This is a genomic window from Flavobacterium beibuense F44-8, from assembly GCF_000769915.1.
Classification (GTDB): Bacteria; Bacteroidota; Bacteroidia; order Flavobacteriales; family Flavobacteriaceae; genus Flavobacterium; species Flavobacterium beibuense.
The window spans coordinates 139,964-165,361 of sequence record NZ_JRLV01000006.1 but is presented as its reverse complement, the minus strand read 5'-3'; the positions used below and the strand labels follow the sequence as shown (position 1 = coordinate 165,361).

Annotated in this window: 24 protein-coding genes; 13 read left to right on the top strand and 11 right to left on the bottom strand. The window is 38.0% G+C overall.

The annotated features are described in order from the left end of the window. Positions 1-28 precede the first annotated feature (28 nt). The 6 genes from Q763_RS06975 (at position 29) to Q763_RS06950 (ending at position 8,316) form a co-directional block, all read left to right on the top strand. Positions 29-1,690: an OstA-like protein gene (locus tag Q763_RS06975; protein WP_035132680.1), complete on the top strand. Its 1,662-nt coding sequence runs from the start codon at positions 29-31 to the stop codon at positions 1,688-1,690. A gap of 12 nt (positions 1,691-1,702) precedes the next feature. Further along, positions 1,703-2,890 (top strand): aspartate aminotransferase family protein, encoded by a 1,188-nt coding sequence (locus Q763_RS06970; RefSeq protein ID WP_035132571.1) that lies wholly within the window; start codon positions 1,703-1,705, stop codon positions 2,888-2,890. Positions 2,891-3,006: 116 nt separating this feature from the next. Further along, positions 3,007-4,404, top strand: coding sequence for a tetratricopeptide repeat protein (locus Q763_RS06965; RefSeq protein WP_035132569.1), 1,398 nt, complete (start codon positions 3,007-3,009; stop codon positions 4,402-4,404). A 168-nt stretch (positions 4,405-4,572) separates the two neighbouring features. Further along, entirely contained in the window at positions 4,573-5,334 is a 762-nt protein-coding gene (locus tag Q763_RS06960) for a shikimate dehydrogenase family protein (RefSeq protein ID WP_035132567.1), read from the top strand. Positions 5,335-5,490: 156 nt separating this feature from the next. Next, complete coding sequence (locus tag Q763_RS06955) at positions 5,491-7,539, top strand: DUF349 domain-containing protein (RefSeq protein WP_035132565.1); 2,049 nt, start codon at positions 5,491-5,493, stop codon at positions 7,537-7,539. Positions 7,540-7,560: 21 nt separating this feature from the next. Beyond that, positions 7,561-8,316, top strand: a complete 756-nt coding sequence (locus Q763_RS06950; RefSeq protein ID WP_157499364.1) for a hypothetical protein — start codon at positions 7,561-7,563, stop codon at positions 8,314-8,316. On the opposite strand, the gene mazG is transcribed toward Q763_RS06950, so the two are convergent. The 3 genes from mazG to def form a co-directional block, all read right to left on the bottom strand. After that, positions 8,317-9,090 carry a nucleoside triphosphate pyrophosphohydrolase gene (gene mazG, locus Q763_RS06945; protein WP_035132563.1) on the bottom strand — a complete coding sequence of 258 codons (774 nt, stop codon included), beginning with the start codon at positions 9,088-9,090 and terminating at the stop codon, positions 8,317-8,319. Between the two features lie 135 nt (positions 9,091-9,225). Then, complete coding sequence (locus Q763_RS06940) at positions 9,226-9,669, bottom strand: DUF5606 family protein (RefSeq protein ID WP_035132562.1); 444 nt, start codon at positions 9,667-9,669, stop codon at positions 9,226-9,228. Positions 9,670-9,726: 57 nt separating this feature from the next. Next, entirely contained in the window at positions 9,727-10,314 is a 588-nt protein-coding gene (def, locus tag Q763_RS06935) for a peptide deformylase (RefSeq protein ID WP_035132561.1), read from the bottom strand. Between the two features lie 167 nt (positions 10,315-10,481). Here def and Q763_RS06930 point away from each other — a divergent pair, with 167 nt between their 5' ends. Further along, the gene (locus Q763_RS06930; protein WP_035132559.1) at positions 10,482-12,698 is read left to right on the top strand and encodes an FUSC family membrane protein; all 2,217 of its coding nucleotides are present in this window, start codon (positions 10,482-10,484) and stop codon (positions 12,696-12,698) included. Between the two features lie 50 nt (positions 12,699-12,748). Here the strand turns inward: Q763_RS06930 and Q763_RS06925 are convergent, their stop codons facing one another. From Q763_RS06925 to Q763_RS06915, 3 genes are all read right to left on the bottom strand, one after another. Next, positions 12,749-14,257: a malate:quinone oxidoreductase gene (locus Q763_RS06925; protein WP_035132557.1), complete on the bottom strand. Its 1,509-nt coding sequence runs from the start codon at positions 14,255-14,257 to the stop codon at positions 12,749-12,751. A 107-nt stretch (positions 14,258-14,364) separates the two neighbouring features. After that, positions 14,365-14,778, bottom strand: coding sequence for a Holliday junction resolvase RuvX (gene ruvX / locus Q763_RS06920; RefSeq protein ID WP_035132555.1), 414 nt, complete (start codon positions 14,776-14,778; stop codon positions 14,365-14,367). A 44-nt stretch (positions 14,779-14,822) separates the two neighbouring features. After that, positions 14,823-15,557, bottom strand: coding sequence for a class I SAM-dependent methyltransferase (locus Q763_RS06915; protein WP_035132554.1), 735 nt, complete (start codon positions 15,555-15,557; stop codon positions 14,823-14,825). A 136-nt stretch (positions 15,558-15,693) separates the two neighbouring features. Here Q763_RS06915 and Q763_RS06910 point away from each other — a divergent pair, with 136 nt between their 5' ends. After that, positions 15,694-16,509 carry a 2,3,4,5-tetrahydropyridine-2,6-dicarboxylate N-succinyltransferase gene (locus Q763_RS06910; protein WP_035132550.1) on the top strand — a complete coding sequence of 272 codons (816 nt, stop codon included), beginning with the start codon at positions 15,694-15,696 and terminating at the stop codon, positions 16,507-16,509. A 49-nt stretch (positions 16,510-16,558) separates the two neighbouring features. Here the strand turns inward: Q763_RS06910 and Q763_RS06905 are convergent, their stop codons facing one another. After that, positions 16,559-17,326, bottom strand: coding sequence for a lipopolysaccharide kinase InaA family protein (locus tag Q763_RS06905; protein WP_035132548.1), 768 nt, complete (start codon positions 17,324-17,326; stop codon positions 16,559-16,561). 58 nt (positions 17,327-17,384) lie between these two features. On the opposite strand from Q763_RS06905, the gene Q763_RS06900 reads away from it, so the two are divergent. Beyond that, a complete protein-coding gene (locus Q763_RS06900; protein WP_035132546.1) occupies positions 17,385-18,446 on the top strand; it encodes an ADP-heptose--LPS heptosyltransferase in 1,062 nt (353 codons plus the stop codon). Positions 18,447-18,463: 17 nt separating this feature from the next. On the opposite strand, the gene Q763_RS06895 is transcribed toward Q763_RS06900, so the two are convergent. Next, a complete protein-coding gene (locus Q763_RS06895; RefSeq protein WP_035132545.1) occupies positions 18,464-19,282 on the bottom strand; it encodes a glycosyltransferase family 2 protein in 819 nt (272 codons plus the stop codon). Positions 19,283-19,341: 59 nt separating this feature from the next. On the opposite strand from Q763_RS06895, the gene Q763_RS06890 reads away from it, so the two are divergent. Next, positions 19,342-20,079, top strand: a complete 738-nt coding sequence (locus tag Q763_RS06890) for a glycosyltransferase family 2 protein (protein WP_035132542.1) — start codon at positions 19,342-19,344, stop codon at positions 20,077-20,079. On the opposite strand, the gene Q763_RS06885 is transcribed toward Q763_RS06890, so the two are convergent. Then, on the bottom strand, positions 20,071-20,781 hold the full coding sequence (locus Q763_RS06885) for a polysaccharide deacetylase family protein (RefSeq protein WP_035132540.1): 711 nt from the start codon (positions 20,779-20,781) through the stop codon (positions 20,071-20,073). The genes Q763_RS06890 and Q763_RS06885 overlap by 9 nt on opposite strands. 71 nt (positions 20,782-20,852) lie before the next feature. Between Q763_RS06885 and Q763_RS06880 the strand changes: the two genes are divergently transcribed. After that, positions 20,853-21,605 carry a glycosyltransferase family 2 protein gene (locus Q763_RS06880; RefSeq protein ID WP_084596027.1) on the top strand — a complete coding sequence of 251 codons (753 nt, stop codon included), beginning with the start codon at positions 20,853-20,855 and terminating at the stop codon, positions 21,603-21,605. A 3-nt stretch (positions 21,606-21,608) separates the two neighbouring features. On the opposite strand, the gene Q763_RS06875 is transcribed toward Q763_RS06880, so the two are convergent. Next, entirely contained in the window at positions 21,609-22,403 is a 795-nt protein-coding gene (locus tag Q763_RS06875; RefSeq protein ID WP_035132536.1) for a glycosyltransferase family 2 protein, read from the bottom strand. Beyond that, on the bottom strand, positions 22,403-23,311 hold the full coding sequence (locus tag Q763_RS06870; protein WP_035132534.1) for a hypothetical protein: 909 nt from the start codon (positions 23,309-23,311) through the stop codon (positions 22,403-22,405). Before Q763_RS06870 ends, Q763_RS06875 begins: the two co-directional genes overlap by 1 nt. Before the next feature lie 170 nt (positions 23,312-23,481). Here Q763_RS06870 and Q763_RS06865 point away from each other — a divergent pair, with 170 nt between their 5' ends. Then, positions 23,482-24,450 (top strand): CgeB family protein, encoded by a 969-nt coding sequence (locus tag Q763_RS06865; protein ID WP_035132532.1) that lies wholly within the window; start codon positions 23,482-23,484, stop codon positions 24,448-24,450. Then, entirely contained in the window at positions 24,451-25,398 is a 948-nt protein-coding gene (locus Q763_RS06860) for a hypothetical protein (protein ID WP_035132530.1), read from the top strand. It begins immediately after the preceding gene.

Sequence of the window (25,398 nt, the reverse complement as noted above, 5' to 3'; positions counted from 1 at the left end):
ACTTAAATTTGCAACAAATTTTTACACATTGAAAAGACTGTTTTTTATTTTACTCTCATTTTTAGCTTTTTACAGCACCCCTGCCCTTGCCCAGGAAAAAATAAGAGTACTGCATACCGACTATACCGATAAAAACGAGAACGAAGTACCGGGTGCCATTACCCTTATAGGCAATGTTGAAGTAGAGCATAACGGTTCTATCATGAAGTGTAACAAGGCCTATATACTGGAAAAGGAAAACTACCTAAAGGCTTATGGTAACATAAAATTCAATCAGGGGGACACCCTGCACATGAATAGTGATTATGCCGAATATAACGGTAACAAGAACTTTGCATTTGCATCGGGCAACGTAGTGATGCGTTCACCGGAAATGACCCTTACTACCGATACCATTTATTTTGACCGAAACAAACAGGAAGCGTATTATAATTCGTATGGTACCATAGTAAATGGCGACAATACACTTAAAAGCAAGTCGGGCAGGTTTTATGCCAACCAAAAGAAATACCAGTTCCTTACAGCAGTTACATTAACCAATCCTCAGTATGTATTAAAGTCAAACCACCTTGATTATTATACCAACTCAGGGCACTCCTACGTATTCGGACCAACAACCATTACCAGCGAGGAGAACTATATTTATACCGAGAAAGGGTTTTATGACACTAAAAAGAACTTTGCCCACCTGTTAACCAATTCTTATATTAAGTATGACACTCAGGTTATAAAGGGTGACAGCATTTATTATGACAGGAACAGGGAATTCTCATCGGCAACAAACAACGTAAGAGTTACCGATACCGTGAATAAATTTGTGGCAAGAGGACATTATGCTGAAGTATACAAACAACTGGACTCCCTATACCTTACCAAAAGAGCCGAAGTGGTTACACTGGTAGAGAAAGATTCGCTTTATACTCATGCCAAGCAAATAGTAATTACCGGCAAGGAAGGCGAAAGGGTTGTGAGAGGCTATAACGATGCGCGTTTTTACAAAGTAGACATGAGCGGTAAGTGTGATTCCATACATTCTGAAGAAGTAACCGGACTTACACAGCTTATTGGTCGCCCTGTGATATGGAATGGTAAAAGCCAGCTTACGGGTGATGTTATGCACCTTATATCTGACACTAAAACCGAAAAGCTGGACTCTCTAAAAGTAATCAACAATGCCTTTATGATACAGCTGGATACCATATCGGCTAAAAACACACCTAACAATCCTAACTATAACCAAATAAAAGGATTAAACCTTTATGGTAAGTTTAAGGATAATAAACTCTCGTATGTAGAGTTTAACAAAAACACCGAGAAGGTGCTTTACAATTATGACAAGGAAAACCTGATAGGAATAGACAAAAGCGTGAGTAGTAAAATTAGCATGCATTTTGTAGACAATGAATTATCTCAGGTTTTTTCACACAACAACGTAGACGCTACAACCTATCCTCCAAGTATGTTCCCCGATAATATAAAAAAACTAAGAGGCTTTATTTGGCGTGGCGATGAGATGATTGAAAAACGGGAAGATATTTTCCCTCCCGAAGAACAGGAACTACACGAGCAAATCGTGAAAGAAAGTCTGGAAAAGAAAAAAGAAGAAGACACACCTATGGAAGTGCTTCAGGAAACACTTGATTATGACAAGAACAACCCTAAGCCTAAACCTCCTGTAAGTAAAGAATAACACATTTACATTATGATTAACGACTTTTTAAAGTACCAGGCACAAACTTCTCCCCATCCGCTGGGAATGGAAGTTTCTCACGCCAGGGGCTCTTATATATATGACACTAATAACAAAGCCTATCTTGACTTTGTAGCCGGAGTATCGGCAGCCAGCCTGGGGCATCAGCACCCAAGGGTAAATAATGCCATAATAGATCAGCTTAACAAGTATTCGCATGTTATGGTATATGGCGAGTATGCACAGCACCCTGCTACTGAATTTTGTAAGCTTTTAGCCCAAAACCTTCCGGTTAAGCTTAACAAAACCTACCTGACCAATTCGGGCACCGAAGCAACTGAAGGTGCTTTAAAACTGGCACGAAGGGTTACAGGCAGGAGTCAGCTAATATCATGCTTTAATGCTTACCACGGCAATACTATGGGCTCTATGAGCGTTATGGGATTTGAGGAGCGCAAGCAAATATTCAGACCTTTAATTCCGGATGTAGACTTCATTACGTTTAATAATGAGGAAGACCTGCAAAAAATAACCACAAAAACAGCCGGTATCATACTGGAAACCATTCAGGGCGGTGCAGGATTCATTCAGCCGGAAAACGATTTCCTTAGAAAGGTAAGAGAACGTTGTGACGAAGTAGGCGCCATAATGATACTCGACGAGATACAACCGGGCTTTGGCCGTACCGGAAAACTGTTCGGCTTCCAAAACTATGATATCGTTCCTGACGTAATTATTATGGGGAAAGGTATGGGCGGAGGAATGCCTGTAGGTGCTTTCACAGCATCGGAAGAGATGATGGATCTGCTTAGCCATGACCCTAAACTGGGGCATATTACCACTTTTGGCGGTCATCCGGTTATTGCAGCTGCCTGTCTTGCTACATTGCAGGAACTAACGGAAACCGACATAATGGCACAAGCACTTGAAAAGGAAAAACTGTTTAGGGAACTACTCGTACACCCTTTAATAGAAGATGTAAGAGGCCGCGGACTAATGCTTGCAGCAATGACCAAAAGCGATGATATCACTAACAGGACCATTTTAAGATGCCAGGAAAAAGGACTTATTCTTTTCTGGTTACTGTTTGAAGGTAAGGCGATACGAATTACTCCTCCCCTAACTATCTCAAACGAAGAGATTAAAGAGGGATGTGGCATTATTATTGAAGTATTAAATGAGATTTTAGCAGAACAATAACAGGATTAAACCCTCAAAAAATTGTTAATTAAATTGTTCAAAACAAATAAGGATATATTCCTATTGAGTGTTACATTTTGTAACTTTAATAAGGATAATTTTAAACTAAAGGGAGTATGAATTTGAGCCACGAAGAAGAAGATCGCAGTTTATCCTTATCAAAGTTCGAATCAATGTTGAAAACCAACAAAGTATTCTTCTTTGATTCCGAAGAGTTTGAAGACATTATTCTTCATTATCTTGATTCCGGAAAAATTAATTTAGCTAAGAAGGCCTTAAAATTAGGTTTGGAACAACATCCCAAATCAACAGGTTTAAAATTAGTGCAGGTTGAACTATTAGTGTTTGATGACAGACTTGATATAGCGGAAAGATTACTTAATGATCTTTATGCCATCGAACCTACAAACGAAGAAATTTACATCCAAAAAGCCAATATTTATTCTAAAAGGGATCAGCATGATAAAGCTGTAGAGCTGCTTCATGTTGCTTTAAAGTATACAGACGATTATGCCGATGTATACTCACTTATTGGTATGGAATACCTGTTTATGGATAACCTTGAGCAGGCAAAAGAAAGTTTTATTAAGTGTCTTGAAGAAGATACTGATGACCACTCTGCATTATACAATGTAGTGTATTGCTTTGACTTTTTAGACCAGAATCTTGAAGCAATTGATTTCCTTAACAGCTTTATTGACCGAAATCCATACAGCGATGTGGCATGGCACCAACTGGGCCGTCAGTACTATGCAGTAAATAATTTTGAACAGGCGTTAAGAGCGTTTGATTATGCTACCCTAATTGACGAGAGTTTCCTTGGTGCTTTTCTTGAAAAAGCAAAAACCCTTGAAAAACTAAAACGTTATGAGGAAGCTATTGGGTGCTATAATATCACTATGGAGCTTGATGACCCAACCTCTTTTGCACTGCTTCGTGTAGGTAAGTGTTATGAAAGACTTGGCGATCATGAAAAGGCACTTAAGTTTTATTTAAAAACGGTTCACGAAGATCCGTTACTGGATAAGGCATGGATAGCTATAACCGATTTTTATATCCGTCGCCAAAATTACCAGAAAGCACTTTACTATGCCAACAAAGCAATAGGCATAGACAACGAAAATAAAATGTACTGGAAACGCTATGCAGTAATTAACAAAGCGCTTAACTTCCATGAAGAAGCCGAAGAGGGTTACCGTAAAGCTGTAGAGTATGGCGATTACCAGTTAGATACATGGTTGTTTTGGACAGATACACTTCAGTTCCTTGGGGAGTATGAAACAGCTGCAAATACCCTGCTACAGGCATCTGAATACTATCCTGAAGAGTATGAGGTAGAATACCGCCTTGCCGGATTGTATTTTATGATGCATCAGGAAGATAAAGGTGTTTTCCACCTTAGCAACGGACTTAGGCTTAATTTTAAAAACCATGTTCTTTTAGAAGAGTTTTTCCCTACTATATGGGAAAACACTACCGTACAGGAAACTATTAAAAAGAACAGGGCAAAATAACAGAGAAATAAATACCGTAATATTGGCTGGCAACATAGAATTTATAATCTTTGTTGCCAGTTTTTATTTACAAAAAACCACCAACACATAAATTAACAATTAGAACACAGCCTGATAACAAAGAAATAGCAATCTTTGTGAGAAGCTTTTATAAATTGAGCCAAATAAATGAAGGACATTTTGAAAAAGAAGTCAAAAAAAATATACGGACTTGTAGGCAAAGGGATCAGCTATTCGTTTTCTGCCAAATATTTTAATGATAAATTCACTAAAAAGGGAATGGACAATTGCTACTATCAGAATTTTGATTTGGAATACATAGGCGAACTACGTAACATACTGGAAGAAACCAAAAAGCTTAGAGGACTTAATGTTACCATACCGTACAAGGAAGATGTTATTTCCATGCTCGATTCGCTTCATAAAACAGCACGTGTAATAGGCGCGGTAAACACCATAACCATTTCCAAAAAAGGAAAACTTAAAGGCTATAATACCGATCACACCGGATTTAAAAAAGCACTAAAGCCATTACTGGAATCACACCATCAAAAGGCACTTATACTGGGAACAGGCGGAGCATCTAAAGCTATAGCCTATGCCCTGCGCAAACTAAAAATAGAGTACGACTTTGTTTCCCGCAAGGAAAGTGATGTGATATTTTCATACAACGACCTTGACAGGGAAATTTTTAACGAGTACCAAATAATCATCAATACCACTCCACTGGGCACTCACCCTAATATAGACGAATGTCCGCCGCTGGATTACAGCCTGTTTACCGATAAGCACATCGCTTTTGATTTGGTATACAACCCCGAAGAAACAACCTTTATGAGAAAGGCTGCCGAACACGGAGCCAAAACATCTAACGGGTACAAAATGCTGGTATATCAGGCAGAGAAAGCCTGGAAGATATGGAATAAATAAAAATTTAAATATTTAAACTTATTTAAATCAAAAAGTTAACTAAATATTCAAAACCAAACTATAATTAACATAAAATAGCGTTTTTTTTTGAATTTTAAACAGGCTTTACTATCTTCGGGAAGTAAAGTACAATATAAACCTTAAGCATTTAAAGAAATGTTAGAAGAAAAGAATGATAACCTGCAGGATGCAGATGGAAAGGAGTTAAAGGAACTAAACGGAGCAATAGACAAAAATGAACTTGCCAATGTACCCAATGAAGAAAACAAAGGGCTTAACGAATTTGGCGATATTCATGAGACTGAAGGGCAAATGCCTTTTGCTCCCGAAGAGCTATTGAGTGCAGGAAACGAAAACAACGAGCAGGAAGGCACTCCTAAGAAAAAATCAGCAGTCGAAGCGATAGAAGATTCTAATGCAGAGGACAGCGAAGATGATTCCGCTTCAGAAAGGCATAATATACCTATGCAGAACTACGAAGCTTTTTCTATGGAAAAACTTACCGATGAGCTGGAAAAATTAGTAGCTCACGAGAAAGTAATGTCTGTTAAAGAGCACGTTGAAGAAATAAAGAAAGAATTTTATTCTAAATACAATCATCTCATTGAAGAGAAAAGAGATGAATACAGCCATGATAATGATGGTGATACATCGGGGTTTGAATATCACTTCCCGTTAAAAAGCAGGTTTGATTCTGCCTACAGCGAATACAGAGATAAAAGAAATGCACATTTCAAATCACTGCAAAACAATCTTAAAAACAACCTTGATAAAAGGCTTGCGCTTATAGACGAGCTTAAAAAGGTTATAGATGGCGACGAAAGTATAAGCGATTCACTTAAACACGTTAACACCATCCGTGAGCAGTGGAAAACCGCAGGACCTATTCCGCGAGATAAATACAACCACGTTTGGAATAACTTCCATTTCCACATTGAGCGTTTTTACGACCATCTTCACCTTGACAGGGAAGCCCGTGATTTAGACTTTAAGCACAACCTTGAGCAAAAGCAAAAAATCATAGAGCGTGTTGAGGAACTATTACAGGAAGAAGACACTAACAAGGCCTTTAGGGAACTACAGTCTTTACATAAAATATGGAAAGAAGAGATAGGTCCTGTAGACAGAGAACACCGCGAGGAAATATGGAATCAGTTTAGTGAGCTTACAAAACAGCTACATGATAAGCGTGAGGCGTTTTTTGCTCAACTGAGAGGTAAGGAAGAAGAAAACCTTGCAAAGAAAAAAGAAATCATTGCCAAAATTGAAGAGATCGCTAAAGAAAAAGTTAGCTCTCACAATGCATGGCAGGGACAAATAGAAAAAATTGAGGCTTTAAGATCTGCATTCTTTGAAGCGGGTAAAGTACCTATTGAAGTAAACGAAGATACGTGGGCTCACTTTAAAGCTGCCGTAAGAGAGTTTAATGCGAACAAAAACTCTTTCTATAAAGACATTAAGAAAGAGCAGCAGGACAACCTTACCAAAAAAATGGAACTGGTAGAAAAGGCAGAATCACTTAAAGACAGTGAAGACTTTAGTGCCACCACCCCTATCATGAAAAAGATTCAGGAAGACTGGAAAAAAATAGGTCACGTTCCAAGAAAGTATTCTGATAAGGTATGGAAGGAATTCAAAGCGGCATGTAACCATTATTTCGACAGGCTTCACGCTGTTAGAAACGAAGTTAACAAAGAGGAAATTGAGGCTTTTGACAAGAAGAAAGAATACCTTGAAGACCTTAAGAGTTTTGAGCTTACAGGCGATCATAAAACCGATCTTGATGCTATTAAACAACACATAGACAACTGGAAAAACCTGGGTCGTGTACCACAGTCAAGACGCCATATTGAGGGTAAATTCAATAAAATACTGGATGCATTGTTTGACAAACTGAGCCTGTCTAAAAAAGAGGCTGAGATGGTTAAATTTAATAACCGCCTTGAACAGCTTGCAGACAGCGATGACTCCCGCAAACTTGAAAACGAACAGATTTTCATTATGCGTAAAATTGATGAAGTACAAAGCGAGATACTACAGCTGGAAAACAATATTCAATTTATCTCTAACGCTAAGGATGATAATCCTTTCATAAAAGAGATTCACAAAAATATTGACCGCCATAAGGAAGAGTTAAAAACCTGGAAGGAAAAACTTAAACAAATAAGAACTATCCAAAAGGAAAATAACGATAACAACGAATAACAAAAAAGCCATCTCAGTGAGATGGCTTTTTTATTTATATTTGCCGTAACCATACACACCTTATTTATGCAGGTTATCTTTATCTTAATAGCAGCTGCCTATACTACTTTCTATCTGGCAGTAAATCTTACCAGTTTAACGAAAATAATAAGTCTAAGTCTTTATCACAATTCCTTTAAGTCTTACTGGAAAAGTTTTCACTCAGAATGTGTTAGCGGTAAGTCTCAATATGCTGTTATTATCGGTTTTATTATTGCCTTGTTGCTGTTTTTAGTAATTATACCCGTAATTATTATCCGAAGGGTTGTTTACAATAAACAATCAGTCAACAGAAAAGAATCAGGCCTAATATTCAATTACAGCAAATCCTACCCTACTGAAAACAACAGTACCATACATTTTTATACAAACATTCAGGAGGTTGGGTTTAAAGACATAAGGGTACCCATATCGGGCAACACTAAAAAGGACTTTAAAGAAACCATACTTAAATTTCAAACCTTTAAAAAAGATCATCCTTATACCCTTATAGAACACGAAGAACACAAGTATATGAAGCTTGGAGATGATTACATAAAGTTCCCTTTATTAATAACAATAAATAACAGTCCATATCCTGTATATTTTATTTATACAAAGCAGCATGAAAAACAATTCAGCTCCATAAAACAAATACTAAAAACTAACGGTGTTGATAAGGTAATTTGTTTTTCTGTATTCCCTATAACAAGCCAATCGGGTAGCGAAGTAATTAAACCAAGTATTTCATTAGCCTGACTATAGTTTTTTAGCCTCATTCCAAAATACATCCATTTCGGCTAGTGTCATGTCGGCAAGTGATTTACCCATTTCACCTGCTTTACTCTCCAGATAGGTAAAACGTTTAATAAATTTTTTATTGGTACGCTCCAGTGCATCTTCGGGGTTTACATTTAAAAAGCGTGCGTAATTAATCATGGAAAACAGCACATCACCAAATTCTGACTCAATTTTATCCTGATCGCTCCCCTGCACCTCATCATGCAGCTCCTGAAGCTCTTCCTGCACCTTTTCCCAAACCTGTTCGGGCTCTTCCCAGTCAAACCCCACTCCTTTTGCCTTATCCTGAATACGGCTGGCTTTTACAAGTGCCGGTAAACTTTTAGGTACGCCTTCAAGCACTGATTTTTTACCCTCTTTAAGCTTAAGCTTTTCCCAGTTTTGTTTTACTTCCTCTTCATTTTCCACCTTTACATCACCATAAATATGCGGATGGCGGTGTATCAGTTTTTCACAAATTTCGTTTGCCACATCGGCTATATCAAAGTCATTTGTTTCGCTTCCTATTTTGGCATAAAACACAATGTGCAGCAATATATCGCCCAGTTCCTTTTTAACTTCCTGCAGGTCGTTATCCAGTATGGCATCACCCAGCTCATAGGTTTCCTCAATGGTTAAGTGACGTAAACTCTGTAGGGTTTGTTTCCTGTCCCACGGGCACTTTTCCCTTAAATCGTCCATTATATCCAGTAACCTGTTAAAAGCCTCTAATTGCTGCTGTCTTGTATTCATAAGAAGTATGTTTTAAACAAAGATAAAATATAAAAAGAGTTTATACCTATTCAATATTTTATATACGTGTAAAATAAAAAATCCTGCCGCTGTATGGGATAGCGACAGGATTAGTTAATTAAGTAAGATAAATTTTTATTCCTCTGATTTAACTTCAGCTTCGGTAGCAGGAGCTTCTTCACCTTCTGCAGGCTCATCTTTAGAAACAAGTCCTTTTGGCTGAAGCATGTTATACCAGTTAAGTATTTTTTTGATGTCTGAAGCATATACTCTGTCTTCGTCAAACTCAGGAAGCACTTCTCTAAAGTAGTCAGTAAGCGTATCGTTGCTTTCTTTATGAGAAATAGCAGGACCGTTATCTTCTTTTTTAGCGATTGCTGTGAATACTTCGCTTAGGCGAACTTCTCCGTCATACGTATAAATAGAGATCTCAGATAAAAGGCTAACATTACTTCTTAAACCTACAGTAATTTTTTTACCATCTACTAAAGACTCTGCAACAAACCCTGTACGGGTTTGTAATTTAAGGGCATATAAACCCGGTTTTCCTGAAATTGATAATATTTTCTGAATGCTCATTATTGTTGTTTTTTTTAAGGGAGACAAATATCTAATCTTTGGCTATAAAAACAAAAATTATCTGCCTTTTTTGGCAACAAATTTCATTTTATAATCAGGTCTTGTTTTCCCTTCCATTATATTTTGCAGTTTTTTCTTAATAAGCTTCTTTTTAAGCGTAGAAATCCTGTCTGTAAATAATATACCTTCTATATGGTCATACTCATGCTGAATCACCCTTGCAATAAGTCCGTCATACACATCAGTATGCTTATTAAAGTTTTCATCATAGTATTCAATTGTTATTCTCTCTTTACGGTATACGTCTTCACGTACATCCGGTATACTTAGGCAACCTTCATTAAAGCCCCATTCTTCTCCTTCTTCCTTAGTGATAACAGGGTTTATAAACGCCTTTTTAAAACCGCTTAACTGCTCCTGCTCTTCTTTAGAAAGCTCCTCATCATCTGCAAACGGACTCGTATCTATAATAAATAGTCTAACAGCAAGCCCTATTTGTGGTGCAGCAAGCCCTACACCATAAGCATTATACATCGTCTCAAACATATTAGCTACCAGTTCGCTAAGGTTTGGATAATCCTGTGGTATATCTTCTCCTTTTTTCCTTAAAACCGGATCGCCATATCCTATAATCGGTAAAATCATATCTATTTTAATTTATTTTGGGCTGAGCGCAAAAATAGTAAATAAAAACGATACTCTTTTTGTATAAACTCCTTATAATGCCAAATGCTAAAGTTTTGTGAGAATTAACTCGTAAACAAACATAAATTTTAAAGCATTTAGTAACTTTGCACATCATTCGGACACGTATGATTGAGAGATTAAAACGCTTTGCAGACAGCACCAATTTTACTAAAGCAGTTATAGTAACCATAGCTTCGGCAATGCCGCTTATTATACTCACGCAACTGGGTTACTTTCAATATGGTATCGCAGTGGCACTGGGCGCTTTTCTTACCTACCCTGCCGATATTCCCAGTAACCTGCAGCACAAAGTAAGAGGGTTACTTATCACTACCCTAATAGTATCGGGCTGTACCCTTATGGTAAACCTGCTACACCCTGTACCATTGCTTTTTTACCCGTTTGCCATAGTAATGGTATTTTTCCTTTCCATGATTTCGGTTTATGGGCAAAGAGCCACGATGGTATCGTTTTCAGGACTGCTTGCCATAGCACTTGCCACGGGGCATCTTCGTGACGGATGGGACATTGCAATATACACAGCACTATCACTTGCCGGCGGACTTATATACACTACCATATCAGTACTATTTAAGCTTGTTAGTCCGCACCGCTACACCGAACTTCAAATGGTGGAATGCCTTAAACTTACCGCCAAGTACATGAAACTGCGCGGTAACCTTTGGGAAAAAGATGCCGACAGGGAGAAAATAGTAGAGAAACAGCTACACCTTCAGGTGGAGTTAAACACCATACACGAGAGTTTAAGGGAAATACTTATACGTAACCGATCTACAGCGGGTAGTTCCAACCGCACCCGTAAAATGCTGTTGGTTTTTATATCCATGGTAGACATACTGGAACTGGCACTCTCTACCTCTTTTGACCACAGTAAGCTACAGCACAAATTTAGCGACCATCCTAAGGTTCTTGATACGTATCAAAACCTGGCGTATAACTTAGGCGCCTCACTTAAAAGGATTGCCAAAAGTATAGAGAACCGAAAAAAATACATTTCCAAACACAACCTTATTGAAGATTTGGAAAGTGTGCAAAGAGCCATAGAGTCTTACCGTAATGCCCTTAGCGAAGCCGAAGCTTCCGAGGGAGTATGGATGCTTTTAAACATGCTGCATTATGCCGAGAAGCAGGTAGAAAAGATCAAGACTATTGAAAGGGCTTTTACTACCACAATGAACTTTAAGGATTTAAAGGAAAGGGATAAGGACCTGCAAAAATTCTTAACTCCCGAATATTACCCTTTCAGGATACTTAAAGAAAACCTTAGTTTATCGTCTACCATTTTCAGGCATTCGTTACGACTAACGGTTACCATGATAATAGGTTTTGGTTTAGGGCTTATTTTCCAGATGCAAAACCCTTATTGGATACTGCTTACCATAATCGTGATTATGCGTCCCGGTTACGGACTTACCAAGCAGCGTTCCTTTCAGCGTATTATAGGTACGGTTGCCGGTGCAGTTATTGCCTTTGCATTGTTAAGCGTTATAAAAAACACATCTATAATTGCCATACTGGCCGTTACTGCTATGGTACTGGGGCTTGCCTTTACATCTATCAACTACAGCATTGGTGCCACTTTTGTTACCATATATGTGGTGTTCCTGTATGGTATGCTTACCCCAAATGTTAGGGAGGTAATACAATACAGGGTATTCGATACTGCCGTTGGTGGAATACTGGCTTTTGCAGCCAATTATTTCCTGTGGCCTGCCTGGGAGTTCTTGAGCCTTCCGGTATATATTAAAAAATCTATTGAGGCTAACAGGAATTACCTTAACGAAATATCTCTTTTCTATAACGAAAAAGGAAGCGTATCTACCGCCTATAAACTGGCTCGTAAAAGTGCCTTTGTAGAGCTGGGTAACCTGATGTCATCCTACCAGCGTATGATACAGGAACCCAAATCAAAACAGAAACAGGTACAACAGGTATACAAACTGGCGGTACTTAACCATACACTGGTATCGTCACTGGCATCGCTGGGTACTTACATACAATCGCACAAAACATCAAAAGCATCTGAAGCTTTTAATGTAGTAGTTAATGCCGTTATAAAAAATCTGGATCATTCGGCAGCATTGCTTTCCGCAGAGACCTCAACACAGGCTTACTGCTCTGATAAAGAAGAACTGGCCATGCGTTTTACAGAGCTCAGAAATATAAGGGCACGTGAACTGAAAGAAAGCACACCTGATGATGAAAATGAATTCCGTTTAAAAATGGAGGAAGCCAACCTGATAATTGAACAGTTGGTTTGGCTTAACGGACTATCGGAAAAAATACTTACCGCAACAAAACAACTGGAACTTACCAAATAAAAAAATCCCCTGCCATGCAGGGGATTTTTTTATGTATATACTATTTTGTATTAATCTTCTAAGCTTACAAGACCAAGCATCTTTTCAGAATGCTTTCTAACTTCTTTAAGAAGCTCCTCGTTCTCATTAAGCGGCTGCCCGAAAGAAGGTATCATTTCCTTAAATTTAGCCTGCCATTCCGGCGAAGCTACTTTTTCAGGGAAACAACGCTGAATAAGATCCAGCATGATAGATACTGCTGTAGATGCTCCCGGAGACGCTCCTAAAAGCACTGCCAGAGATCCGTCGGCACTATTGATAACCTCTGTACCAAACTCAAGCTTTCCACCTTTTTCCTCATCCTTCTTGATAACCTGAACACGTTGTCCGGCAGTTTCAAGAACCCAGTCTTCCATCTTAGCATCCGGAAGATATTCTTTAAGTGCTTCAAGTCTATCGGCTTTAGATTGTGTTACCTGCTCAATAAGATATTTGGTAAGCGACATATTGTGGTAACCTGCCGCAAGCATTGGTCCAATATTATTTGCCTTGATAGAAGTAGGCAAATCAAAATAAGAACCGTTTTTAAGGAACTTAGTACTGAAACCTGCATAAGGACCGAACAACAGCTCTCTCTTACCATTTATCATACGGGTATCGATGTGAGGAACCGACATAGGCGGTGCTCCAACCGATGCTTTACCGTATACTTTAGCCTGGTGCTTTTTAATAACTTCTTCGTTAACGCATTTAAGCCATTGGCCGCTTACAGGGAAACCTCCAAAACCGTTACCTTCAGGGATTCCTGCTTTCTCTAACAGGTGAAGTGATCCTCCTCCGGCACCGATAAACACGAACGGCGTGTACTGCCTGAACTTTTTACCCGTTTCAAGGTTTTTGATTTTAAGTTTCCATTTTCCGTTACCAAGGCCTGAACGTCTCATACTCGATACTTCGTGACCGAAGTATAGGTTTACCCCTTCCTGCTCGCCTAACCATGCAAACATATCGCGTGTTAGTTCGCCAAAGTTCACATCGGTACCAATTTTCATATTGGTTGCTGCAATAGGCTGTTTCTCATCACGACCCTCCATAACAAGAGGCATCCATGATTTGATGGTTTCCCTTTCGGTAGAGAATTCCATTCCTTTAAAAAGTGGGAATTTCTGTAAAGCCTCAAAACGTTTTTTAAGGTACTCCACATTCTCTTCACCCCAAACAAAACTCATGTGCGGTACACTCCTCACAAAATCTTCAGGGTTAGTAATACGGTTTTTCTCTACAAGGTAAGCCCAAAATTGTTTTGAAACTTCAAACCATTCAGCAATCTTTACAGCTTTTACCGTTTCTATAGAGCCATTGGGAAGCTCGGGAGTATAATTTAGTTCACAAAAAGCAGAGTGCCCTGTACCCGCATTATTCCATGCATCAGAACTTTCGGCAGCTGCCACATCCAGCCTTTCATAAATATCAATCTTTACTTCAGGCATAAGCTCCTTCAGGAACATACCTAAAGTGGCGCTCATAATACCAGCGCCAATAAGAACCACATCTGGTTCGTACTGTATAGTAGTGGACATTGTGTAAATTTTGAAAGTGCAAAGTTACTTTTTAACTATCAAAAAACTATCATAAACCGTCCCTATACTTATGTTAAAGTTAATTTTTACGAAATGTCAACAAAAAGTTATATTTTTTTTCTTGATAAATAATCCTGAAGCAAAATTGTTGCAGAAATTTCATCAATTAAAGCTTTATTCTGTCTTTGTTTCTTTTTAAGCCCACTGTCTATCATGGTTTGAAAGGCCATCTTACTTGTAAAACGTTCATCTACCCTTTCTAATTCCATATCAGGAAATTGCAGTTTAAATTTCTCCACAAAAGCGTTAATTAAAGGTGCGCTTTGTGATGGTTCGTTATTCATTTGTTTTGGCTCCCCAATAAGTACTTTTCCTACATTTTCTTTAGCGAAATAATCGGCTAAAAAGTCTAGTAATTTAGGAGTATCTACAGTGGTAAGACCCGATGCTATTATCTGCATATCATCGGTTACTGCTATACCTGTTCTTTTTTGTCCGTAATCTATTGCCAGTACTCTCATTTTGTTCTTAATTAAAAGTTTCAGGTTACAGGTTACACAAAAAGCTAAACCAATTTACCAATACGCAAAAGTAATGGAAAATAAACTTTTTTATCCCCTTTTTGCCAGGCTTCTCGCAGTGATTCCCTAATCAGGTCGACAGGATTGGAATTGTGCTGTTTTATATAATGCTGCACTGCCGACCATGTTTCCAGGTACCCTATAAGTTGTTCAAACTCCCATGTAAATTCATTTACAAACTTAGGGACTTCCTGCTCCTCAAAAGGAAACGGTATTGTAGTATAGTTTTCATCCAGATATTTACGTTCAGGATCCCAATAAGGACCTACTATATTAGTATAAAAATCATGTAGTATCCTGTCGGCACCGGCATTGGTGTAAAGTAGTCCGTAACCCAATACAGCAAATACCCCATTCGGTTTTAGAATACGATATATCTCTTTATAAAACACGTCAAAATCAAACCAGTGAATTGCCTGAGCTACAGTTATCAAATCAAAAGTATCTTCATCAAAATCTGTATTTTCAGCAGCACTCACCCTGTAAACTATATTCTCTTTTTTAACCGCATTATCCAGCTGTTTTTGGCTAATATCAGTAGCAAAGACTTTTTTAAAATGCTTTGACAATGCCCCGGCTACCTGTCCGTTTCCGGTGGCAACATCAAGTGCCATTTCTTTATCTGCAACCTGCGACACTACATAATCAATCATCTCTTTAGGATAAGAAGGACGAAACTGGGCATACAAACCCGCCTGAGTGGAAAAATTATCTTTCATACTTTAATTTCGTTATTCCCGTAAAGATACCAAATAAGGAATAATTTAATAGAATGGTGTTAGTTTGTGATATTTGCTTATTCGTTTTCAGTTTTGTAACACCTATGCTTATCTTTGCGCAAAATAAATTTTTACAATGAGCAATTTACAAACCATTATAGAACAGGCCTGGGAAAACAGAGCCCTGTTACAGGAGGAGACAACAACAAATGCGATTCGTGAGGTTATTGAGCAGCTTGACTTAGGTAAACTTCGTGTTGCCGAACCAATTGAAGGCGGATGGCAGGTAAACGAATGGGTTAAGAAAGCAGTGGTTATGTATTTCCCTATCCAGAAAATGGAAACCCTTGAAGCAGGTATTTTTGAATACCACGATAAAATGCCTTTAAAACGCAATTATGCCGAAAAAGGTGTTCGTGTGGTACCAAATGCTGTGGCACGTCATGGTGCTTACATCTCATCGGGTGTTATTCTTATGCCAAGTTATGTAAACATTGGTGCCTATGTAGATGAAGGTACAATGGTAGATACCTGGGCAACTGTAGGTAGTTGTGCTCAAATTGGTAAAAATGTTCACCTAAGCGGTGGTGTAGGTATTGGTGGTGTATTAGAGCCGTTACAAGCCGCTCCGGTTATTATTGAAGATGGTGCCTTTATAGGTTCAAGATGTATAGTTGTAGAAGGCGTAAGAGTAGAGAAAGAAGCCGTACTTGGTGCTAATGTTTGCCTTACTGCATCTACTAAAATTATAGACGTTACCGGAGATACTCCGGTAGAGATGAAAGGTATTGTACCTGCACGCAGTGTAGTGATACCGGGTAGTTATACCAAGAAATTTGCAGCCGGAGAATATCAGGTTCCGTGTGCGCTTATTATTGGTAAACGTAAAGAATCTACCGATCTTAAAACGTCCCTTAACAATGCACTTAGGGAGTATGATGTAGCAGTATAATCATACTGTTTATATAACAAAAAAGGGATTGTTTTCACAATCCCTTTTTTTATTTCTTTTTGCCTTTCAGCTTACGCTTCAGGTATTTCTTTTTGGTAATCTTCTTTTTAAATGCCACCGTTTTTTCCATTAATATGGCATAAAGCTTTTCGGCAGGCTGCTTGCTTAATTCGGCATACTTATCGGCCATAATCTTAACCATAGCTCGTGACGGCCATAACTTTTTAAAGTTATCCATACGGGCCTCGGTATCCATATCCTCAAACTTCATCCTGTTAAGATCAATCAGGTAAAAATCATATTGCCCGTTACCTTTATTCACTATAAGTGTATTTCCCGGTGAATGGTCTAAAAAGTTAACCCTGTTTTCATGCATCTTAAAGGTAAACTCGGTAAACTGCTCCAATATAACCTTACGGTTTTCAAACATAGGGTCGTGTATCAGCTCCCTAAAGGTAAAATCATAATCTATATGCCTACAGATGTAAAAGCTCTCCTTTAACCCTGTTGCCGTACGTTCTTCCACATAAGCAATGGGAAAAGGCGTGAGTATATCATGCTCCAAAAGGTACTGCGCATACTCAAACGATCGTCTCGCCTTAGAGGGTCTTAACCACGAATACACTACCGAATTCATTGCATTAGGTCGTTTAAAGTACTTGATATTGACTTTTTCGTTGCCTAGTGTGTTTATCTTTATAATGTTTCGGGAGCCTTTAACCAGCAGTTGCCCCTCGTTGTGAAATCCCTGCACCAAACTGAGTATTAAGTCTTTTTGGGAAGCATAGTCGGGATGGGTATAGATGTTTAAAGGCATAGGATAATTTTGCCTTAAAAGTAGAAAAAAAGTATTACTTTGCAATAGATTTAGTTGTATGAAGAAAGTACTTATTATCCAAAATAAGCGAATAGGCGACGTTTTAATCGCATCGGTAATTGCCAATAACTTTAAAGCAAAATACCCCGACAGTGAAATCCACCTTATGGCATACGATTTCACCGAGGGTGTGGTAATGAACAACCCTAATATTGACCGCTTTATTTCGCTTAATGAGAAGGAACTGAAAAGACTCCCTGTACTTATTGAAACCATACAACAGGTAAGAGCCGAAAAATATGATATTATTTTTGACTCCTACTCCAAAACCCAAAGCAGGATTATCTGTAAATTCTCGGGTGCTAAAATGACCATTGGTAATAAAAGCCGTAAAAAGCTGGGCAACTGGGGGTACTATACCCACCCTACCCGTCCGCTGAAAGAAGGTAGTCACATTTGCGGAAAAGCCATTGAAGACCGTATACACCTGTTAAGAATAGCCGATAATTTTGAAACGGTAGATTATGAGCCGCACATATTCCTTTCGGAAGAAGAAAAAAAGGAAGACTGGCTAAGCAAGTACAGCGACAAAAAGGTTATTGTTATGGGTGTACTGGGAAGTACGCCACAAAAATCAATGCCTTATGAGTATGTTGCCGAAATGTGTGACTTTATTGCCGAAAACTATAACGTGTACATCTTTTTCAATTATGCGCCGCACCAAAAGGACGAGGCCATGAAAATTTATGAGATGTGCAAACACAAAGAGAACATCATACTGGATATATACCCTAAAACCATACGCGATTTTATCAAAGTAATGTACCAGGCCGATGCCCTTGTTGCAAACGAAGGCGGAACGGTACACATCGCCAAGGCTTTAGGCAAACCTACTTTCACTATCTTTTCGCCTTATGTTAACAAGGCACACTGGGCAAGTTTTGAGGATGGTAAGTTCCATAAAAGCGTACACCTGCTGGAAATGAAGCCTAACCTGTTTGACAGTTTTACTTATGATGAGCGCAAGAAAATAGAGAAAGACCCACACGAACTTTACAAACAGCTTACCCCGGAAATGATTTTACCGGAACTGGATACTTTCCTTAAAAGTAACCTATAGATCAAAAAAAAGCACCGTTATTTAACGATGCCGTAGTCTGTCCATTTTCTTTTCTCGGTTCGGGTTACTTTCCTTATCGACCTGTTTTTGTTTATCGATTCGGGTGTTGCATAACCTCTTGGGTGATCTAAGTGCAGGCAAATAGTACTGTAGCGTATCTGCTTTGGTATAATACCAAGGTTAACCAGCCTTTCACCCAGTTCCCTGTCCTGTCCGCCATACTGCATTCTTTCATCAAAACCGTTTATAGCCTTGATGTCTTTTATCCAACCCGAAGAGTTGTGACCGTTCCAGCTTGGCTTGGTTGTAGTTACCATATTAAGTATAGCACTCTTTATACCCATAGCATCTACCTTATTGTTTTTAAATGAGGTAGCCATACCGTTCTTTTTAAGCCAGTCTACATCAAAGCATCTTCCCGAATATATATCTTCTTTAGAAAGTGATTTTGAAAGCTCCATAGGCAGCTTATGGTATCCTCCCGAAAGGAAATACCCCTCTTCCCTATACTTAATGTGCTGCTCCACAAAATCAGGCCGTGGTATACAGTCACCATCACTCATTAACACATAATCTGTAGTACAGGCAAGTAGTGCCTTATTTAAAATTTGTGATTTTTGGAATCCGTTATCTTCATGCCAAACGTGAATAATGGGGTAAGAAACCTCTTCCCTCATTGCATCAATCATTTGCTTTGTATCTTCACGTGAGCCATCATCTGCAATAACCATTTCAAACTCTTTATAAGTTTGAGTGTTATAACCCCATAGCACTTTTTTCAGCCATTCTACCGAATTGTATGTACTAATTATTACAGAAATATTCTTTTGCATCATGCCGCAAAGATAATTCAATTTTTTTTAGTTTTGTGTAATTCTAACCCGCGCTACAGCTTATGAATAAACTTTCTGTAATTATCCCGACCTACAATGAAGAAGCCTATATAGAGGATGCTGTAAAATCAGTTAAAGGAACTTATGAGATTATTGTAATAGACTCTTACAGTACCGACAGCACCAAAGAAAAAGCACTGGCACTGGGATGCAGGGTTATAGAAAGGAAGTTTGATAATTTTTCGGCACAAAAAAACTTTGCCCTTCCCCACGCTACCGGAGACTGGATACTGTTTATGGATGCCGATGAGCGCGTTACCCAAAAGCTGTGGTTTGAAATACAGGATACTATAGCCAACCCAAAACATCAGGGTTATAAAATTAAGTTCCTGCATTTTTATATGAACCGCTTTTTATACCACAAAATAGACCGTGTTACCAGGCTGGTAAAAAACAATGACGTTAAGTTTACAGGAGATGTGCACGAAAAGCTAAACGTAAACGGCAGTACAGGTGAACTTAAAAACTTTATGGTTCATTATACCTACAAAGGCTTTTTCCACTGGTTACAAAAAAAAGATTCTTACGCATGGTTTCAGGCAGGCATGAGCCTAAAAAAAGGAAAAAAAGTGACTTATTTTCACCTTGTCTTTAAGCCTATGTACCGCTTTTTCCATACCTACATTATTAAAGGAGGCTTTTTAGACGGTGTACCGGGGCTTGCCCTTGCCAGTATTAATGCCTACGGAGTACTATCACGCTATGCAAAGCTATTACTACTGCAAAAGGGTTTAAAATAATTTTAGCTTACCAAACTTTAGTTTTAGTTTAAATTTAAAAAGGCTGTCTTCACCCTTTACATCAATACGCTGTATTTCGTAGTTTTCCCTTAACGGATATTTATTAATCCTGTTACCTATTTTGAGCCCCATTTTCATTCCGTTTTTATTAAGCAGTTGCTTAAAATGTGTTTTTGCAGGTTCCTTTTTTGGATAATTACCATACGGATAAGCCACAGCAGGGTAAACATTAAGATTGTTTTCGTCAATAAAAATGCGGCATTGGTCAAAATCCTTATTAATCTCCTCATCGCTCATTTGGTCATAACGACCATGCATAAAAGAATGATACCCCAGTTCAATCAAATCACTGTTTAATGATTTTAATTGCTGTATGTCCATAATAGGTTCGGTTCCCTTATTCCACAGGTCAGATTTACCCACATAATTAAACGGAATAAAAAAGGTAGCCTTAAGCTTATATTTCTCTAATAATGGTACGGCAAACTCTAACTGATTCACCGTAACATCATCAAAAGTTATTACCACACCTTTACCCTTAATATTTTCATTTTTTTCGAGTTCAGATAAATGAAAAGTAGTATAATTGCATGCCAGATATTGAAATTGCTCCTCTAGTTTTTGTTGCGAAATTGTTAGCCCTTTGCTCATTTCGTTAAAAGCACACACGTTATGATACATTAAAACGGGTAATTGTGTCATTTTTTTAAAATTTTAGTAAGTGTAAAATTATTACATTTGCCAATTATATAACATTTATGCCAGAAAATAATTTGAGTACGAAAATAACTGCCCTCGCCATTACTTACAATGAAGAAGAGAATATAAACAGGTATGTGAAAAGCCTGTCTTTTGCAGATGAAATTATTATCGTAGACTCATACAGCACCGATGCTACCGAAAAACTGGCAAATGAACTTAATGTGAAGTTCATAAAAAACGAATTTACTGATTTTTCCAGCCAAAGAAATTTTGCCATTGAACAGGCTTCTAATGATTGGATATTATTTTTTGACCTCGACGAAATTGTTACTCCCGCCCTTGAAACCGAAATAAAACAGGCCGTAGAAAACAAAGACGGTATTGTAGCCTATTTCGTTAAACGTAAGTTCCACTTTATGGGCAAGCACATTCGTTATGGCGGATGGAGAACCGATAAGGCCGTTCGTGTTTTTAATAAAAAACACTGCAAATATACCGGACTTGTACACGAAGTAATTTCAGCAAAAGGAAGAGTATGTACCTTAAGGGAAAAGGTAGATCATTACAGCTACAGAAGTTTTGATAACTACAACAACAAACTAAATCTTTACAGTAAACTGCAGGCAGAAAACCTGTATGGAAGAAAAGTAAGGCCAAATGCCTATCACTTTTTATTCAGGCCGTTTTACCGTTTTTGCTGGCAGTACTTTTACAGGCTGGGTATACTAGATGGTAAAGAAGGATTTATACTTGCCTACATCCACTCCTTCTCGGTATTTAAACGCTACATTCAGCTTTGGATGAAGTACAGAAAAATAAACTAACAATTACAGGTACTGACTTACACCCTGCTCACAACGCACTATTTTATTAGCAATAGTTTCCTGTTGTATCCTGTCGTTAGTTTCAAAGTTATCTCTTGAGTTTATTTTGTGGTGTATATGGAAAACAATACCTGCATAGCGCAGTCGCTTTGCTATAACCCCGTTATTACCCATACGGATAACCAAATCAGAGTCTTCCCTACCCCAACCTTCAAAAGCTTCATTATAGCCGTTTACCGCTATAAAATCACTTTTCCAGTAAGACACATTACATCCCCTGAATTTATCTGAATACTCCTTGTGAGGTTTATACATACCTGCCAAAAAAGGAATGTGCAGGCTACGTGTTTTGTTTTTTATCAGTTTTGAAGAAAACCCAAATGAAGTAACCTTATCCTCAAGCACCTGTGCTACTCCGCTTTCCAGTACATTTACTCTGGCACCATACAGGTACATCCCCTTTCGGGCAGCTTTTGTATGATCTTCCACAAAATTGCGGTGCATAATACAGTCACCGTCCACCTGTATAATATAGTCAGACGTGCTTCCTGCAACAGCTTTGTTAAGTATTTTTGATTTTCTGAAACCGTCATCTTCCTGCCAAAAGTGCTTTACAGGCACCTTTATCTGGGAAGCAAAAGTATCTATCAGTTTTTTGGTTTCGTCTTTAGAACCGTCATCAGCAATCAGAATCTCATCGGGTAATACCGTTTGTTCCTTAATACTTTTAAAAACTACCTCCAGTGCCTGTGGCCAGTTGTAAGTAGAAATCAGTAATGCGGCTGAGAACTTTTCCATTAGCTGTTAAAATACTTTTCGTAATAAGGCTTATAGCCCGGTTTTTTAATTTTAGAATGTTTAAACCATTGCCCGAAATTCCTGAAAAAGAGTTTCATTTTCGGGATTTGCAGGTTAGGGTCTTTCGCTACCAGCTTTTTAAGGTCTGTTAGGGATTTGGAAGGCAGGTATCCCAGCTCTTTCCATATTCCCGGTTCAAGATAAAAAACATCCTTAATGGTATGGTAATTATCTTTATTAGCCATTTTCCATTTATCCAAAAAAGTCATGTTTACCTCATGCATATGTCCCCAGTTAGCCAGTTTAAGCTCCAGTTCCTCTTCGGTTCTGGCAAGGCCTTCATGCAGGATAAAAGTATCATGGTAAACTATCCTTTCTTTGGTGTTTTTGGCATTCTTATAATTAGGATAATTAGTCGCTAAAAGCAGTTTTGTAGGCTTATTTACATACAGCAATCCATCGTCAAGGTATTTGTATACATTGATATGGAAACCGGCAAACTGTATAGGATTCTTTTCAGGGTTTTTAAGGTAGCAGTCGTACTTCCTAAGGTGTTTTACAAAACGCTCAAAGTCTATAAAATACTCATCACTATCTACCTGTATTAACCAGTTGCCTATACCCATTTTAAGGCCTAGCATGTGCCTTTCACGGGTATCGTTTTGTATAGCATTAAGTTCAGGGACATAAAAGTTATCGCTGTAATACTCTATTTTATTATCGACATCAAACTCCTTAACCCATTCAAAAAATGAAGGATCCACCTCAAAAGTATTACCAGACCAGGTTCTTAATTCCTCGTCCATTGCTATAAAAATTCTGTCTGCCCCCTTGTATACAGGTGGAATAGCCAGTTTAAGCTTCTCATAGTCATAGGACAAAAGGAACCCAACGTGAATCTTCTTCATAATAACGTACTTTTAACTTGCCTACAAATGTTAAAGTGGGCAAAAATACCAAAATAATAATGGAATCATAATTTGTTTCAAATTATTATTTTTTAAACAATTCCGTCATTAAAAATAATATTTTTGCAATAATTTATGAGTTATAAGCCTTTCTCTTAAAATCTATTCAAATGAAAATATGCCTTATCAGCTTTGACCACTGGGAATACGACCAACATATAATAAAAGCCCTTAAAGACAAAAACATAGAGGCACACCATATTAATACAGGGAAATTTAAATACAAATACCCTACCCCTTTTCACAGGATAACCAATAGCCTTAGCAAAACACTCCTTAAAAGGAATATTAAAAAGATAAAGCAGCACCAATATATTTTAGACGAACTAAAAAAACTGGGGCCACAGGACAAGATACTGGTTATAAACCCAGAGCTTATACCTGTTACCATACACAGGCATATAAAAACATATACAAAAGAATATATAGCGTACCTGTATGACAGCTCTAAACGCTACCCAATAGACCATTTACTGGATAATATTTTTGACAGAATATTCTCTTTTGACAGTGATGATGTTGCCCAATATGGTTTTTCGCCAATAAGCAACTACATCTATATGGATAAAAAGCCGTTACAGCAGCCAAACGAAGCTACTTACGGAGCATTTATGATACTGTCAATAGATGAACGATTACAAGCCCTTAATAGTATAGCAAACAGCTTAGACAGCATAAACGTTAAGTACAATTTTATGCTGGTGGGCAAACATAAACCTGCAGGGCTGAACCCGAACATAAAACATCAAAGGGATATTATAAAACTGGACAAGCTTGACCAGTACATGAACGATGCACGGGTTTTTGTAGATATAGTAAGGGTTAATCAAACCGGTCTCAGCTTTAGGGTATTTGATTCCCTTTGCTACCAAAAGAAACTGATAACAACAAACAAGACCATTAAGGATTATGATTTTTACAATCCGAATAACATTTTGATTGTAGATGCCGATAATCCTGTAATTGAGGCTTCCTTTTTTGAAACGCCTTATGAACCGTTAAGCGAAAACATATACTATAAATACACTATAGACAATTGGGTCAACACTGTATTTTTTGATAAAGGTGACACTATATAAATGGAAAAGAAACTATTATTTTTAAGTAACGGACGCTACGACCTTTACAAAGTTTTTGAAGAAGGATTCAAAAAATATTCGGGTTGTGAGGTAACCACCGTTTTATATAAAAACTATAAGTACAAAAACACTTGGGAAAAGGTTCAGAATTTCCTGTTCAAAATATTCCTGAACAAAAACCTTAAAAAAATTAAGGCCAGCGAACAGAACTTATACGGACTGGAGGATCATTATGATTATCTGGTTATGATTTCTGCCGAACTGGTGTTACCTCAGCATATTAAAAAACTGACTCAAAAAGCCAACCATAGTGTGGCTTACTACTGGGATTCGTTTGATCATATCCCCGCAGCCCATACCATACAGTATTTTGATGAGGCGTTTACTTTTGAACCAAAAGACGCTAAAGATTATAATATTAACCTTATCACTAACTTTTACTTCCATGAAAAAAGGGTAACTGATTATGATTATGACCTGTTCTTCCTGGCATCATACGATTCAAGGTATCCGCTTATTGCTATCATAGCTACAGCACTGGAAGCCCAAAACCAAAAAGTGGTAATAAAACAGTATGCCGAAACATTACCCGATGTTACAGATGCACCAAAATCGGTTGAGTTTATAGACAAGCATATCTCTTTTAATGAAACAAAAGAGCTTATGAGAAAATCGCGCATAATACTGGATATACATAAGGATATACAACGCGGGCTATCCTTTAGGGTGTATGAAGCAATGGGGCTTGGCAAAAAACTGATTACCACTAATCCCGATATAAAGGATTATGATTTTTACAACCCAAACAATATTTTTATCTGGACTCCGGAGACAAAATCAATCCCCGCAGATTTTTTAAATACACCTTATGAGGAGCTTCCGGAACACATCTATAAAAAGTACAGTCAGGAAAACTGGGTTAAAACACTACTCAATATTAAGGATTAA

Excerpts from the sequence above, each read along its gene's own strand:
- Q763_RS06875 (WP_035132536.1), bottom strand. The coding sequence starts at position 22,403 with ATGGAAAAGTTCTCAGCCGCATTACTGATTTCTACTTACAACTGGCCA.
- Q763_RS06905 (WP_035132548.1), bottom strand. The coding sequence starts at position 17,326 with ATGCCTTTAAACATCTATACCCATCCCGACTATGCTTCCCAAAAAGAC.
- ruvX (WP_035132555.1), bottom strand. The coding sequence starts at position 14,778 with ATGAGAGTACTGGCAATAGATTACGGACAAAAAAGAACAGGTATAGCA.
- Q763_RS06925 (WP_035132557.1), bottom strand. The coding sequence starts at position 14,257 with ATGTCCACTACTATACAGTACGAACCAGATGTGGTTCTTATTGGCGCT.
- Q763_RS06885 (WP_035132540.1), bottom strand. The coding sequence starts at position 20,781 with ATGACACAATTACCCGTTTTAATGTATCATAACGTGTGTGCTTTTAAC.
- Q763_RS06930 (WP_035132559.1), top strand. The coding sequence starts at position 10,482 with ATGATTGAGAGATTAAAACGCTTTGCAGACAGCACCAATTTTACTAAA.
- Q763_RS06870 (WP_035132534.1), bottom strand. The coding sequence starts at position 23,311 with ATGAAGAAGATTCACGTTGGGTTCCTTTTGTCCTATGACTATGAGAAG.
- Q763_RS06915 (WP_035132554.1), bottom strand. The coding sequence starts at position 15,557 with ATGAAAGATAATTTTTCCACTCAGGCGGGTTTGTATGCCCAGTTTCGT.
- Q763_RS06950 (WP_157499364.1), top strand. The coding sequence starts at position 7,561 with ATGGCTTTTTTATTTATATTTGCCGTAACCATACACACCTTATTTATG.
- Q763_RS06890 (WP_035132542.1), top strand. The coding sequence starts at position 19,342 with ATGAATAAACTTTCTGTAATTATCCCGACCTACAATGAAGAAGCCTAT.
- Q763_RS06910 (WP_035132550.1), top strand. The coding sequence starts at position 15,694 with ATGAGCAATTTACAAACCATTATAGAACAGGCCTGGGAAAACAGAGCC.
- mazG (WP_035132563.1), bottom strand. The coding sequence starts at position 9,090 with ATGAATACAAGACAGCAGCAATTAGAGGCTTTTAACAGGTTACTGGAT.
- Q763_RS06965 (WP_035132569.1), top strand. The coding sequence starts at position 3,007 with ATGAATTTGAGCCACGAAGAAGAAGATCGCAGTTTATCCTTATCAAAG.
- Q763_RS06865 (WP_035132532.1), top strand. The coding sequence starts at position 23,482 with ATGAAAATATGCCTTATCAGCTTTGACCACTGGGAATACGACCAACAT.
- Q763_RS06955 (WP_035132565.1), top strand. The coding sequence starts at position 5,491 with ATGTTAGAAGAAAAGAATGATAACCTGCAGGATGCAGATGGAAAGGAG.
- Q763_RS06860 (WP_035132530.1), top strand. The coding sequence starts at position 24,451 with ATGGAAAAGAAACTATTATTTTTAAGTAACGGACGCTACGACCTTTAC.
- Q763_RS06900 (WP_035132546.1), top strand. The coding sequence starts at position 17,385 with ATGAAGAAAGTACTTATTATCCAAAATAAGCGAATAGGCGACGTTTTA.
- Q763_RS06895 (WP_035132545.1), bottom strand. The coding sequence starts at position 19,282 with ATGATGCAAAAGAATATTTCTGTAATAATTAGTACATACAATTCGGTA.
- def (WP_035132561.1), bottom strand. The coding sequence starts at position 10,314 with ATGATTTTACCGATTATAGGATATGGCGATCCGGTTTTAAGGAAAAAA.
- Q763_RS06970 (WP_035132571.1), top strand. The coding sequence starts at position 1,703 with ATGATTAACGACTTTTTAAAGTACCAGGCACAAACTTCTCCCCATCCG.
- Q763_RS06960 (WP_035132567.1), top strand. The coding sequence starts at position 4,573 with ATGAAGGACATTTTGAAAAAGAAGTCAAAAAAAATATACGGACTTGTA.
- Q763_RS06940 (WP_035132562.1), bottom strand. The coding sequence starts at position 9,669 with ATGAGCATTCAGAAAATATTATCAATTTCAGGAAAACCGGGTTTATAT.